General features: G+C 76.5%; 10 protein-coding genes and 1 pseudogene. 3 read left to right on the top strand and 8 right to left on the bottom strand.

Going from position 1 to position 12,692, the window contains the following annotated elements; all coding sequences use genetic code 11:
* The 7 genes and pseudogenes from SNE206_RS27645 to SNE206_RS27615 all read right to left on the bottom strand — a co-directional run.
* Positions 1-1,070 (bottom strand): annotated as a pseudogene (locus SNE206_RS27645) (hypothetical protein); the annotation flags it as partial.
* A gap of 22 nt (positions 1,071-1,092) precedes the next feature.
* The gene (locus tag SNE206_RS27640) at positions 1,093-2,094 is read right to left on the bottom strand and encodes an SMI1/KNR4 family protein (RefSeq protein ID WP_407916214.1); all 1,002 of its coding nucleotides are present in this window, start codon (positions 2,092-2,094) and stop codon (positions 1,093-1,095) included.
* Positions 2,095-2,318: 224 nt separating this feature from the next.
* Positions 2,319-3,428 carry a DegT/DnrJ/EryC1/StrS family aminotransferase gene (locus tag SNE206_RS27635; RefSeq protein WP_407916213.1) on the bottom strand — a complete coding sequence of 370 codons (1,110 nt, stop codon included), beginning with the start codon at positions 3,426-3,428 and terminating at the stop codon, positions 2,319-2,321.
* The gene (locus SNE206_RS27630; protein WP_407916212.1) at positions 3,425-4,978 is read right to left on the bottom strand and encodes a Rieske 2Fe-2S domain-containing protein; all 1,554 of its coding nucleotides are present in this window, start codon (positions 4,976-4,978) and stop codon (positions 3,425-3,427) included. Before SNE206_RS27630 ends, SNE206_RS27635 begins: the two co-directional genes overlap by 4 nt.
* The gene (locus SNE206_RS27625; RefSeq protein WP_407916211.1) at positions 4,975-6,105 is read right to left on the bottom strand and encodes a DegT/DnrJ/EryC1/StrS family aminotransferase; all 1,131 of its coding nucleotides are present in this window, start codon (positions 6,103-6,105) and stop codon (positions 4,975-4,977) included. The genes SNE206_RS27630 and SNE206_RS27625 overlap by 4 nt, the downstream gene beginning before the upstream one ends.
* Before the next feature lie 152 nt (positions 6,106-6,257).
* Positions 6,258-7,238: an NAD-dependent epimerase/dehydratase family protein gene (locus SNE206_RS27620; protein ID WP_407916210.1), complete on the bottom strand. Its 981-nt coding sequence runs from the start codon at positions 7,236-7,238 to the stop codon at positions 6,258-6,260.
* Complete coding sequence (locus tag SNE206_RS27615) at positions 7,235-8,407, bottom strand: Gfo/Idh/MocA family protein (protein WP_407916209.1); 1,173 nt, start codon at positions 8,405-8,407, stop codon at positions 7,235-7,237. The genes SNE206_RS27620 and SNE206_RS27615 overlap by 4 nt, the downstream gene beginning before the upstream one ends.
* Positions 8,408-8,763: 356 nt before the next feature.
* Here SNE206_RS27615 and SNE206_RS27610 point away from each other — a divergent pair, with 356 nt between their 5' ends.
* From SNE206_RS27610 to SNE206_RS27600, 3 genes are all read left to right on the top strand, one after another.
* The gene (locus SNE206_RS27610; RefSeq protein ID WP_407916208.1) at positions 8,764-9,267 is read left to right on the top strand and encodes a YwqJ-related putative deaminase; all 504 of its coding nucleotides are present in this window, start codon (positions 8,764-8,766) and stop codon (positions 9,265-9,267) included.
* Between the two features lie 38 nt (positions 9,268-9,305).
* Positions 9,306-9,806: an SUKH-3 domain-containing protein gene (locus SNE206_RS27605; RefSeq protein WP_407916222.1), complete on the top strand. Its 501-nt coding sequence runs from the start codon at positions 9,306-9,308 to the stop codon at positions 9,804-9,806.
* A 161-nt stretch (positions 9,807-9,967) separates the two neighbouring features.
* Positions 9,968-11,140, top strand: a complete 1,173-nt coding sequence (locus SNE206_RS27600) for an acyltransferase family protein (protein WP_407916207.1) — start codon at positions 9,968-9,970, stop codon at positions 11,138-11,140.
* Here the strand turns inward: SNE206_RS27600 and SNE206_RS27595 are convergent.
* Entirely contained in the window at positions 11,105-12,379 is a 1,275-nt protein-coding gene (locus SNE206_RS27595; protein WP_407916206.1) for a sensor histidine kinase, read from the bottom strand. The genes SNE206_RS27600 and SNE206_RS27595 overlap by 36 nt on opposite strands.
* Positions 12,380-12,692 lie beyond the last annotated feature (313 nt).

The following is a 12,692-nucleotide window of genomic DNA, read 5'->3' as shown; positions in this document are numbered from 1 at the left end:
GGGGGCGGCGTGGAGTGCGCGGCACGGCCGCCGGGGCCCCCGCCGGGGCCCCCGCCGGGGCCGGACGTGCCGCCGCGGAGCTCGCCCGGCGGGGGCGGCGGCGGCGCGGACGGGCCGGAGCGGCCGAGCTGCACCCCCGGTCCGGCCGGGCCGGGCGCACCGGGCAGGCCGAGCAGCCCGGGCGGGCCGTCGGTGGCGAGCATGGTCGGCGCGTGGTCGAGCGCCGGGCCGGCGGGGGCCGGGGCGCCCGGCCGCGGGGGCAGGCTGTCGGGGGCGGCCAGCACGGTCGGCGCGTGGTCGAGCGCGGGCGGCGGCCCGGCGGGCGGTACGGCGGGCGGGCCGGGGGGCACGGCCGGGGGCAGGCCGGCCGCGTACTCGTCGAGGAAGCCCTCGGGCAGCGGCATGGTGGCGCCCTCGGGCAGCGGGGCCTGCGGTACGGCGGCCGGGCGGGCGGTGGCCGGCATCGGCACCGTGAGCCCCTCCGAGCCGGGCCCGGGCGGGACGGCGGGCGGGCCGCCGGCGAAGCCGCCGGGGGGCGGCGCCAGCATGGTCGGGGCGTCGCCGGCCGGCCGGTCGGAGACCGGCGGCATGGTCTGCAGGGCGGGGCCCGGCACGGCCGCGGGCGCCGGAACCGGAGCCGGTGCGGGCGGGGGCACCGGCGGGGGCTCGGGTGCGCCCAGCCGGGCGGCCTCGGCGGCGATCGCGGCCGCGCCCGCCTCCTGCAGCCACTGCGGCGGGCTGAGGAGGAACGACGTGGCCTCGGCCGCGCCGGGCACCGGCCGGGCCGCACCGGCCGGGTTGGGCTCGGTGCGTCCGCCGTACGTCTCCTCGAACTGCCGGACCACCTCGTTGACCGGCATCGGCGGCCAGAGGGTGCTCGCCCCGCTGTCACGGGCGATCACCAGCCGCACCTCGCTCGCCTCGGACGGGTCGTCCCCGGCCCTCTCCACGGCCCAGCAGACGTAGCCGAGGTCGAACTCCCGCACCCGCACCTCGCGCTGCTTCGCACGCGGCACACCGGCGTTGATCCAGTCCTCGGCGGTCTCCTGCGCCTGCGCGTACGTCACCACGCCCGGCTCACCCTTCCGTTGCTCAGTTCACCGGGACGGCCCGGGCGAACCCGCCGTCCACCATCAGCTCCGCGACCGTCTCCAGCTCGGACGGACTGCCCGCCAGCCGGAGCAGGAACGCGTCGAAGCTCTCCCCGCAGGGCAGGAGCAGCCGCTCCACCCGTTCCTCCGGCGGCTCGGCGCCGTTGCTGTCGCGGGCGTCGTCGTACGGGCAGAACCACACCGAGCCCGTCCGGTCGCCGCGCACCTTCAGGACGAGCAGGCCGCCCTGCACGTACGCGATGCCCAGGTAGTCCTTGGTGAGGTGGTCGCGCAGGCACTTGTTGGCGTACACGAGGTCGTGCACGCCGTACTCCTCGCTCAGCGTCAGGAACGGCTGGTCGAGCAGCATGCCGTACTCGGTGTCGAGGGCGACGCCCGCCGGACCGCGGCCGCCCGCGAGCTTGAGGAAGCTGCGGTAGGCGCCCGGCAGCGGGTGGCCGAGGCGCTGCTCGGCGCGCTGCACGAGGTCCTCGGTGACCGCGATCGGGTCGCTGCCGTCCAGCGCGAGCGGGAAGTGCACCGGGCGGTGCTCCTGCAGCGGACGGGTGCCGCGGCGGCCGTGGTCGGCGGAGGAGCGGGCGAGGCCGCCGTGGTGGCGCAGCAGCGCCTTCACCTCGACGGGCACCAGCTCCATGCGGCGCCATCCGGGGGCGGCGCGGCCGACCGCGTGGTGCCACGTCCAGCCGGGCGGGGTGGCGACGGCGGTGGCCAGGTCGGCCCAGAGCCCGTGGCCCTGGGTGAACAGCGCGGCGTTGGCCGAGACGTAGTCGGTGAGGCGGAGTTCGTCGACGCCGAAGCCCTCGGGCGGGTCGGCGACCTCGGCGGCCGCGGCCGCGTACGCGCCGAAGTCCGGGAAGCCGTACTCGTCCACGCGGACGCCGGCGGGGTGCCGCTCGGCCCGGACCGGGTCCGGGAAGTGCACCACCTGGCCCGCGTACGCCGAGTTGGGCACGGCGGCGGTGCCGGGCCGACCTGTCGTCATCAGGGCTCCCCCACAGGCTGCTGGAACATCGTCCAGAGGCGATTGCTGGGGACCAGCGTAGGGGAAGCACCGGCCCCCCGAGCGAGGGGCGACCTCCGGGCTGCGGACGGACGGCCCGCAGCCCCGGAACGGGCGGCGCCGGGGACCGCCGGAGCCGCCGGCCGGGCCGTCCCCGGGCTCCCTGCGGCCGGCCCGCGCACGTCGGGGCGGGCGGCGGCGCGGGCTCAGCGCTGCGCGGCGACCGCCTTGGCGAGCACCTCGACGACCCGGGTCTGCTGGTCCTCGGTGATCTGCGGGAACAGCGGGAGGGTGAGGATCTCCGCGGCCGCCCGCTCGGTCACCGGGAAGGCGCCCGCGCCGTGGCCGAGACCGCGGAACGCGGGCTGCAGGTGGACGGGCACCGGGTAGTGCACGCCCGCGCCGATCCCGGCGGCCTGCAGCTCCGCGAGGACGGCGTCGCGGCCGCGCCCCACCCGCACCGCGTACAGGTGCCAGACGTGCACGTTGCCGGGCAGCGTGCGGGGCGGGGTGACGCCGTCCACGTCGGCGAGCAGCGCGTCGTACCGGGCGGCGGCGGCGCGGCGGGCCTCGTTCCAGGCGGGCAGCCGGCGCAGCTTGGCCCGCAGCACCACGCCCTGCAGGGTGTCCATGCGGGAGTTGAAGCCGAAGCGCTCGTGGACGTACTTGCGGCCGGAGCCGTGGTCGCCGATCAGCCGGACGGCGGCGGCCAGGCCGTCGTCGTCGGTGGTGACGGCGCCGGCGTCGCCGTACGCCCCGAGGTTCTTGCCGGGGTAGAAGCTGGTGGCGGCGATCCGGCCCCACAGGCCGGAGCTGCGGCCGTCCTGCCGGGCGCCCTGCGACTGTGCGGCGTCCTCGACGACCGGGCGGTGACCGGCGATCTCCAGCAGCGGCGCCATGGGGGCGAGCTGGCCGTTGAGGTGCACGGGCAGCAGCACGGCGGCGTCCGGCAGGACGGCCTCCACCGCGGCCGGGTCGATCAGCAGGTGCTCGGGGTCGGCGTCGACGAGGACGGGCCGCAGGCCGGCCCGCACCACGGCCTCGGCGGTGGCGACGAAGGTGTTCGCGGGCAGCACGGCACCGGCGCCGGGCGGCAGGCCGAGGGCGCGCAGGGCGAGTTCGAGGGCGTCGGTGCCGTTGGCGGTGCCGACGGTGTGCCGCACGCCGGAGAACGCGGCGTACTCCGCCTCGAACGCGGCGACGTCCGGGCCCTTGACGTACGCGCCGCTCGCCAGCACCCGGTCGAAGCCCTCGCGCACCTCCTCGGCGACCTCGGCGTGGGCGGCGTGCAGGTCGACGAGCGGGATGTCGGTCATGGGAGGCGCCCCTCAAGCTCGGTGGACGGGTTCGGTACGGATCCGGCCGGGGCGGGCCCGGCGGGCAGGGCTTCGACGCGCAGCGGCAGGCTGCCGCCGGACACGCAGGCACCGGTCTCGGCGGACCAGCGCCAGTGGTGCCGGGGGCACTCGACGATGCCGTCGGCGATCAGCGCGTGCGCGAGGTCCTCGCCGGCGTGCGGGCACCAGCGCTGCAGCCGCAGGCCGTCGCGTTCGACGGTCTCGCCGGTGCCGGCCCGTTCCCGGACCAGCCGGCGGGTCTGCGCGGGCTGGTGTCCGTAGCGGAGCAGCGAGAGGAGGGTCAGGTCGAAGACGTCCGGGTCGCGGTGCAGGCCGATCCGCATCGACAGCAGCGCCTCCTCCCAGCCGGCCCGGCCGTCGAGGACGGCCCGCAGGACGCGCGGCGGCACCCGCAGCGTGTACGCGGGGTCGACCGGGTCGTCCTCCAGCGCGACCTGCGCGGCGAGGTCGCCGAGGGCCGTCCGCCAGGCGGCGCCGCCGGCCTCCAGGACCAGTCCGGTGCGGTAGCCGGCGAGGAGCGGCCGGTTGAGGCGCTGGAGGCGGTCGAAGTGCGCGTGCACCTCGTCGGCGGTGGGCGGTTGGGGCTCGTCGCGGTGGAAGGCCTGCCACGCGTCGCGGCGGCGTTCCCGGTAGTCGGCGAGGTAGCCGGCCGGGTCGGTGAGCCAGCGGCCGGGCGGGGCCGGGGGCGGTTCCCGGTCGCCGGGCCGGGGGAGGGCGTCGACGGTGTCGCCGGGTGCGGTGCGGACGACGGCGGTGCCGGGGCAGGCGACGGCGAAGTCCGCGGCGACGTCCTCCCAGTGCGGGAAGATCGTCCGCTCCCGGTCGTTGAAGCGGTCGAGTTCCGGGTCGAGGAAGCAGGCCGGTCCGGCGGACGGCAGGTAGGTGCGGGCGCCGGTGAGGTGCACCTTGCGGGCGAGGCTGTCCATCAGGTCGGCCCGCACGGCGGCGGTCTTCTCCGCCATCACCTCGGGCGGGTAGTCGTAGGCGTTCGGGTACCACATGGCACCGGAGTACTGGGCCGCCAGCAGGTCGACGCCGGTCGGCAGGTCGGAGAGCGGCGGGCTGCAGTCGTTGAGGTCGAGGAAGCGGAAGCCTCCGAGGTCGAGCAGGAGGCCGCTGTCCTCCTTGTGGCTGGTGTCGAGCAGCATGGTGGCGGTCGCGCCGGGGCCGAGCGGGTGGGTCTGCCGGTGGCCGAGCCGCACCTGCCGGGTGAAGCCGAGCGCGGTGAGGCGGCGGGCCAGGGCGCCCGAGCGGAACCGCGGCACCAGCACGGTGGTGTCGCGGGAGAGCCGGTTCAGCAGCCGCTCGTCGAAGTGGTCCTCGTGGGTGTGCGAGACGTACAGGTAGTCCCAGCGGCCCGCGACGACCTCCGGCAGCAGGTCGGCGTTGTCCGGGTAGGGGAACCAGGCGTCCAGGAACGCCGGGTGGAACCAGGGGTCGATCAGGAGGCGCAGGCCGGCGTGCCCGACCGCGAAGCCGGCGTGCCCGAGGTGCCTGATCGACGTCACCCGACGGCCGCCCGCACCGCGGCGACGACGGTGTCCTGCTGCTCCTCGGTGAGGGTGTGGAAGAGCGGCAGGATCAGCGAGCGGTGGGTGATCAGCTCGGTGGCGGGCAGCGGCACCCGGGCGCTGCCCTTGTACGGGGTCTCCAGGTGGGCGGCCATGATGCCGCGCCGGGCGGAGACGCCGGAGGCGGCCAGCCGGGCCAGCACCTCGGTGCGGTCGGGGGCGCCGTCGGGCAGCAGCAGCCAGCAGGCCTGGAAGTTGCCGGTGCCGTGCGCCGGGTCGGCGACCAGGCCGGCGGCGAGCGGGCCGAGCAGGCTGCGGTAGCGGGCGGCGAGGGCGCGGCGCCGGGCGACCATCGCGGGCAGCTTGCCGAGCTGCACGAGCCCGACGGCGGCCTGGATGTCGGTCATCCGGTGGTTGAAGCCGATCTCGTCGTACGTCTCGACGACGCTCGCCCCGCCCGCGGCGGTGTGGCGGTCGGCGGCGGAGACGCTCATGCCGTGCTCGCGCAGCCGCCGCAGCCGGGCGGCGAGGGCCGCGTCGTGGCAGGTGACCATGCCGCCCTCGCCGGTGGTGAGGAGCTTGCGCGGGTGGAAGGAGTAGGCGGCGATCTCGGCGGCGGCCCCGGCGGGGCGACCCCGGTGGGTGGAACCGGCGGCGCAGGCCGCGTCCTCGACGACGGTGGCGCCGTGCGGTCCGGCGACGGCGCGGATCGCGTCGAGGTCGACGGGCACGCCGCCCTGGTCGACGGCGATCACGGCCTTCGTCCGGCCGGTGAGGACCTCGGCGACGGTGTCGGCGGTGAGGTTGCCGGTGGCCGCGTCGACGTCCGCGAAGACCGGGGTGGCGCCGACGTACGTGACGGCGTTGGCGGTGGCGATGAAGGAGAGCGAGGGCACGACGACCTCGTCGCCGGGCCCGACGCCGGCCCCGATCATCGCCAGGTGCAGGGCGGTGGTGCAGGAGGAGACGGCGACGGCGTGCGGCACGCCGAGGTGGTCGGCGAAGGCCTGCTCGAAGGCGGCCACGCGCGGCCCCTGGGCGACCCAGCCGGAGCGGACGGCCTCGGCGGCGGCCTCGGCCTCCTCCTCGCCGAGCCAGGGGATCATCACGGGGATGGTGGACACAGGCGGTCTCCGTACGGGTGCGGGTCGGTTGCTGCGCGCGGCCGCCGCCCGGACGGGGGCGGGCCGCCCGCGCGGGTCACTGCTCGCGCGGGTGACTGCTCACACGGTCACTGCTCGCACGGTCGCTGCTGACTGCTCGCGCGCGACCGCGTTCACTGCTCGCGCCACCAGGTGACGAGCCGGCGCAGCCCGTCCTCCAGGCCGAGTTCGGGCTTCCAGCCGAGGTCGCGCTCGGCGGCGGAGATGTCGGCGAGGCGCCGGACGACGCCGCCGGCGGTGTCACGGGCGGGGCCGTGCTCGACGTCGAGGTCGGTGCGGTCCATGGCGGCGAGGAGGGCGTCGGCGAGGCCGCGCAGCGACACCTCGGCGGCGGAGGCGATGTTGTAGACGCGGTCGGTGACGGGGGCGGCGGCGGCCAGCAGGTTGGCGCGGGCGATGTCCTCGGTGTAGACGAAGTCCATGGTCTGCGCGCCGTCGCCGAAGATCAGCGGGGGCTGTCCGGCGTTGATCCGCTCCATCCAGCGGATGAAGACCTCGGTGTACCGGCCGTGGACGTCCATCCGGGGCCCGTACACGTTGAAGTAGCGCAGCGCGACGTAGTCGAGGCCGGTCATGGCGTGGAAGCTGCGCAGCATGCCCTCGTTGAACGCCTTCGCGGCGCCGTAGAAGGTGTCGTTGTTGTACGGGTGCTGGGTCTCCGGGGTCGGGAAGGTGTCGGCGAGCCCGTAGACGGAGGCGGTGGAGGACGCGATCAGCTTGCGGACGCCGCGCTCGGCGGCGGCCTCGATGACATCGAACGTGCCGTCGACCATGATCTCCAGGGCGAGGCGCGGTTCGGCGGCGCACTGGGTGATCCGGATCGCGGCGAGGTGGAAGAGCAGGTCGGTGTCGTCGCCGAGGAGTTCGCGCAGCAGGGCGCGGTCGCGGATGTCGCCGTCGACGACGCGCAGCTGCCCGGGGGCGGCGATCTCCTGCGCGCGGGCGAGGTTGGCGGCGCGCCCGCGGACGAAGTTGTCGAGCACGACGACCTCGCGGGCGCCGGCCTCGACCAGCTGGTCGACGACGGTGGAGCCGATGGTGCCGGCGCCGCCGGTGACCAGGCAGCGGGATCCTGCGACGGGGACGGCGTTCATCGGGCGGCGGCCCTCTCCTGAGCGGTGATCGTCGGGACATCGGCGTCGGCCCCGACGGGCACGGTGGCACCGCCGAGTTCGAGGCTGCGGGAGGCCGCGTGCAGCAGTTGCAGCACGCGCAGGCCGGAGCGGCCGTCGGTGAGCGGGGCGCGGCCCTCGGTGACGGCCGCGGCGAACTCCGCCATCACGTTGCGCAGCGCCTCCTGCTCGACGAGCGCGGGGGCGACCATGTCGCCGACCCGGTAGGAGATGAGCGCGCGGTGGCGGATGGCGTCGGTGAGCTCGTCGGGCGGGGTGAGGTCGACGCCGCGGTCGTGCACGGTGAGCCGGGCCTGCGGGTTGAGGTCGTCCCAGACGAGGGTGCGCCGCGAACCGCCGATGAGGGTGGTGCGCACCTTCGTCGGCGAGAGCCAGTTGACGTGGCAGTGGGCGAGGGCGCCGTTGCTGAGGCGGACCGTGAGGTAGGCGACGCAGGCGCGCCCGGCGCCGATCGGGTCGGCGGCCTGCGCGGAGACGCCGACGGGCTCGACGCCGGGCGGCAGCACGAAGTCGAGGATGGAGAGGTCGTGCGGGGCGAGGTCCCACAGCACGTCGACGTCGGGCTGGACGAGTCCGAGGTTGATGCGCACCGAGTCGAAGAACTGGATGTCGCCGATCCCGCCGCCGTGCACGAGTTCGCGGATGCGGCGGACGACCGGCGTGTAGCAGAAGGTGTGGTCGCACATGAGGACGAGGCCGCGCCGGTCGGCGAGGTCGCACAGGTCGGCGGCGTCGGCCGCGGTGGTGGTGATCGGCTTCTCCACCAGGACGTGCTTGCCGGCCTCCAGCGCGGCGCGGACCAGCCGGTAGTGCGCGGCGGCGGGGGTGGCGATCGCCACGGCCTCGACGCGGTCGTCGGCGAGCACCTCGTCGAAGGAGGTGGTGGAGCGCACGGTGCTGTACTCGCCGAGCACCCGCCGGGAGCGTTCCTCGTCGAGGTCGCACAGCCAGTGCAGGCGCAGGGCCGGGGTCTGCTGGGCGTTGCGGACGAGGTTGGGGCCCCAGTAGCCGGCGCCGACCACGGCGAGGCCGATCCGGCGCACGGCGTCCGGGTGGGCCGCGCCCGGCGTGGGGACGTGCTCGCCCGGCGCCTCGTGCGCCTCGGGCGTCGGCCCGTGCTGCGTCGACATCGACAAGACCCCCCTTGTCCGGTGCCGGAGCGTCACTGCTCCGGGCACCCCGCGTCCGACCGGGCACCCCGGCGCAGCCGCCCCGGCCGGCCCTGCGACCGGCGGCGCACCTGCGGTGTGCCCAGGTGGCTCCGCTGTCGGAACGGTACCGGCCGCCGTGCGCCCCCGGGGCCGAATTCCCAAACCCGCGGCGCGCCCGCGGGGGCTTCGCAACGCTCCGTACACCCCGGGTCCGTGGCGCTGCGAGGGGTTTGACAGTCTTGAACCCCACAATGTCAGCGGGCCGGACGTCACCGCCCGTCAGCACACCGCCCGTCGGCCGGGGACCGGCGGGGCTTCGCACCCGGAGGAGTCGTATGGCAGCGAGCCCGTCGACCGGTCAGGAGACCGGCCCAGCGGACCGTCCGGCGCCCGACCGGGTGGTGCCGCACCTGCTGCACCTCCGCGACAGCGTGCTGCCGGCCGTCGCCGCGGCACTGTCGCTGAAGAACGGCGAGGTGCACACGCTCGCCGGCGACAAGACCGACCTGGCACCGCTGCTGCACCCGCTGGTGGGCGATTTCCTCGTCGGCCTGCCGGTCGAGCACCGGGAGCGGTTCCTGGGCCGCTGCCCGGAGGCCGTGCTGCTGTCGCAGTTCCTCACCACGGTGGACGCGGCCCGTTCCAAGCGGGCCGCCCGCAAGCCGCTCGGCCTGAACGAGGCCCGGAAGGCCCTGAAGGGGGCCCGGCTGACCACCGTCCGCATTCGCGAGGAGGGCGACCCGGCGCACGGCACGCACGCGCCGCCGTGCCGCTCCTGCGCACCCCTGCTGGACCACCTGAACGTCGCGAGCGTCGCCGTCGGGCCCACCACCCGCTGACCGCCCGCCGTCCCTGTCCCCCGACCACGGAGCAGACCCTGAACCCGACCGCTGTCCGCACACAGCCGCGTTTCCCCGCCGACGTGGCAGCCGCCCTCAAGCAGGCCGGCTGGCATCCCGGCCGCTGGGAGATCCGCCAGGCCGAGGCCTGGGCGGACACGCTCGCCCTGCACGGCGGGCCCTCCGGCCCCGCGCACACCGTCTTCCCGGCCGCCGTCGAGGCGTGGGCGGAGTTCGGCGGCCTCGCCTTCGACCTGACCGGGGCGGGCCGGGCACTGGCGCGCACGCCGTTCCTGCTGGACCCGCGCTGCGGCCTGCACCAGCCGCGCACCCTGGCCGACCTCGGCCGGGCGCTCGACACCCGTGTCGCGCCGCTCGGCGAGGAGCGGTACGGGCAGGCCCTGCTCGCCATCGACGAGACCGGGCGGGTGTTCAGCCTGGACCACACCGGCGAGTGGTACCTCGGCGCGACCATCGACCAGGCGCTGGCCACGCTCGTGCTGGGGCTCGCCCCGGAGCGGCTGCACGCGGGCGTCTGAGGCCGTCCGGGCCGGGCCGGCAGCCCGCCGGACCGGCCCCGCCCGGGTTCCCGGACCGGCTCCGCCCGCGTTCGGGCGGGTTCGGCCGAACCCCTCCCGCCGCGGGGCGTCCACCGCCACACTGTGTGGACGTTCCGAGGAGAGTGCAGGGAGGAATGGCGATGAGCGCCGCCCCGACCGCCCCCGCGGCCCAGGCCGCCGGGGCCGCCCCCGCCGAGACCGCACCCGCCGGGACCGCTGCCGCCGAAGCCCCCGCCGCCGGGCCGGCCGCCGCCCCGGAGCAGACCCCCGCCACCGCGCCGGAGGGCCGCGAGCGGCGCCCGCTCTTCGACAACGCCAAGTTCGCCGCGGTGGCCCTGGTCGTCTGCGCCCACACCTGGATGCCGCTGGTCGGCGCGGACCGCACGATCGCCGCCGCGGTGCTCACCGTCGCGGCGTTCGCGATGCCGGTCTTCGTGACGCTGTGCGGCTGGTTCGCGCAGCCCCGCCCGGGCCGGCCCGTGGTCGACGGCCGCCGCCTGGTGGCGCAGGTCGCCCTGCCGTACCTGGTCTTCCAGGTGCTCTACAACGTGGTCGGCATGGTGCTGGAGCGGCGCCCGGCGGCGTTCTCGCTGCTGGAGCCGCGCTGGCTGACGTGGTTCCTCCTGTCGCTGTTCGTCTGGCGGCTGACCGTGCCCGTGTGGACGGCGCTGCGGCACCCGCTGGCCGTGGCCGTGCTGGTCGCGGCCGGGTCGGGCGCCGTGCAGGAGCTGCCCGCGGAGCTGGCGCTGAGCCGCACCCTGGCGTTCCTGCCGTGGTTCGTGCTCGGGCTGGTGCTGCGCCCGCACCACCTCCGCGCGCTGCGGCACCCGGCGGCGCGGCGGTGGGCGCCGGCGGTGCTGGCGTCGGTGTTCGCGGTCCTGTGGCTGGTGGCGCCGAAGCTGCTGAACCCCGGCTGGGTCGAGTACACGGACAGCGCCGCGCAGCTGCACGTGCCGTACCCGGTGTGGCTGGCCGTGCGGGCCGCGCTCGGCCTGCTCTCGCTGGCCGCGGCGGCCGCCTTCACGGCGCTGCTGCCCGACCGCCGCACCCGGTGGACGGCGCTCGGCGCGGCCTCGCTCTACGTCTACCTGCTGCACGGGCTGCCGCTGAAGGCCGTGCAGGCGTCCGGGATCTACCACCTCCGGGTGCTGCAGCACGCGTACACGGCGCTGCCGGTGCTCGGCGCGTGCGCGCTGACGCTCGCGGTGGTGCTCGCGCTGCCCGCCGCCCGCCGGCTGACCGCACCGCTGGTGCAGCCGCCGGCGGGCCCGCTGCTGCTACCCGAGCGGAAGGTCGGGCGCGGCGAGGCGTGAGGGCAGGACGGCCTCCACGCGGAAGCCGCCGCCCGGCTCCGGCCCGGCCTCGAAGCTGCCGCCGAGCGCCACGACCCGTTCGCGCATGCCGACCAGCCCGTTGCCGCCACCGGGCAGGGCGACCGGCTCGCACTCCCCCGGGCAGGTGTTGACGACGGCGAGGCGCACGCCGTTGGGCACGAACGCCAGCAGCACCGACACCTGGGCCCCGCCCGCGTGCTTGTGGGCGTTGGTCAGGCCCTCCTGGACGACGCGGTACGCGGTCTGCTCGGCCTCCTCCCGGTAGCGGCGCCGCTCGCCGCTGACCGTCAGCGACACCGCCATGCCGGCGGCACGGGACTGCTCGACGAGGCCCGCCAGCTCGGCGAGGCCCGCGGCGTCGGCCGGGGCGGGCGGTTCGGACATCCGCAGCACGCCGAGGATCTCGCGCAGCTCGTCCAGCGCCTGCCGGCCGACCTCGCCCATCAGGCGGGCGCTGGCCTGCGCCTTCTCCGGGTCCTTCGCGACGACCCGCTCCAGCGCCCCGGCGTGCACCACCATGAGGCTGACCCGGTGGGCGACGACGTCGTGCATCTCGCGGGCGATCCGGGTGCGCTCCTCCAGCCGGGCCCGCCGGGCCCGCTCGCTGGCCTGCTCGGCGAGGAGGCCGAGCTCGGCCTCCAGGCCGTGCGCGCGGTCCTTCAGCGACTCGACGAGGCGCCGCCGGGCACCCACGTACAGCCCGGTGACGACGGGCGGCACCGTCAGGCCGACCGCGACCAGTGCGGCGAGCACCACGAACACCCAGGTCGGCGGCAGCTCCTCGGAGGGCGCGGGGGACGGCGCGAGCATGGTCACCAGCACCATGCCGAACGACTCCGCCAGCGCCAGCGACGACAGCGCGACCACCCGGCGCCGCCGCGACGGCCACTCCCACGTCGCGGCGAGCGTGTAGAGCGACACCACGAGCAGCACCACGCCGAACAGCCCGGGCACGAACACCAGCGCGACCACCACCGGCACGGCCGGCCAGCGCCGCCGCACCACCAGCGTCGCCCCGGCCAGCGCGCCGAGCAGCGAGGCGGCCAGGGCGAGCGGCCCGCCCAGGTGCAGCCGGCCCTCCACCATCGCGTAGGCGCCGACGGCGCACTCCAGAGCGGCGAGCACGGCCAGGCCCACGTCCAGCAGCGCGCTGCGGCGGCGCCGCCACCACCACGGGCCGGCGCCGCCCGGCCCGCCCCCCTCAGGCGACTTGCTCATGGAGGACAGCGTACGGCGGCCCGGCGGGCGGCACCGGCGAGTTTCCCGGCAGCCGTGCGAGCCCGCCCGCCGGCCCCGCCGGCCCGCCCCGCCTGCGGGGCCGCCCGCCACGGCGCTGTCCGGCATCCGGCCACCTCTCGGACGCGGCACGGGGTGCCACCTATGCTGTTTCCCGAGCGGAGCGAGGGAGACTTCCCCCACGCTGTGCGGCGGACAGCGCGGTCCGCACACATCGCCACGACAAAGGTGATGAGAGCCGTTGCCGAACCCCCACCACCACAGGGAGAAAGCTGTGACCGCTCCGGTCCCCGCC

The organism is Kitasatospora sp. NE20-6, assembly GCF_045862635.1.
This window is presented reverse-complemented; position numbering and strand designations above follow the sequence as displayed.

Excerpts from the sequence above, each read along its gene's own strand:
- SNE206_RS27640 (WP_407916214.1), bottom strand. The coding sequence starts at position 2,094 with ATGACGACAGGTCGGCCCGGCACCGCCGCCGTGCCCAACTCGGCGTAC.
- SNE206_RS27635 (WP_407916213.1), bottom strand. The coding sequence starts at position 3,428 with ATGACCGACATCCCGCTCGTCGACCTGCACGCCGCCCACGCCGAGGTC.
- SNE206_RS27620 (WP_407916210.1), bottom strand. The coding sequence starts at position 7,238 with ATGAACGCCGTCCCCGTCGCAGGATCCCGCTGCCTGGTCACCGGCGGC.
- SNE206_RS27615 (WP_407916209.1), bottom strand. The coding sequence starts at position 8,407 with ATGTCGACGCAGCACGGGCCGACGCCCGAGGCGCACGAGGCGCCGGGC.
- SNE206_RS27610 (WP_407916208.1), top strand. The coding sequence starts at position 8,764 with ATGGCAGCGAGCCCGTCGACCGGTCAGGAGACCGGCCCAGCGGACCGT.
- SNE206_RS27600 (WP_407916207.1), top strand. The coding sequence starts at position 9,968 with ATGAGCGCCGCCCCGACCGCCCCCGCGGCCCAGGCCGCCGGGGCCGCC.
- SNE206_RS27595 (WP_407916206.1), bottom strand. The coding sequence starts at position 12,379 with ATGAGCAAGTCGCCTGAGGGGGGCGGGCCGGGCGGCGCCGGCCCGTGG.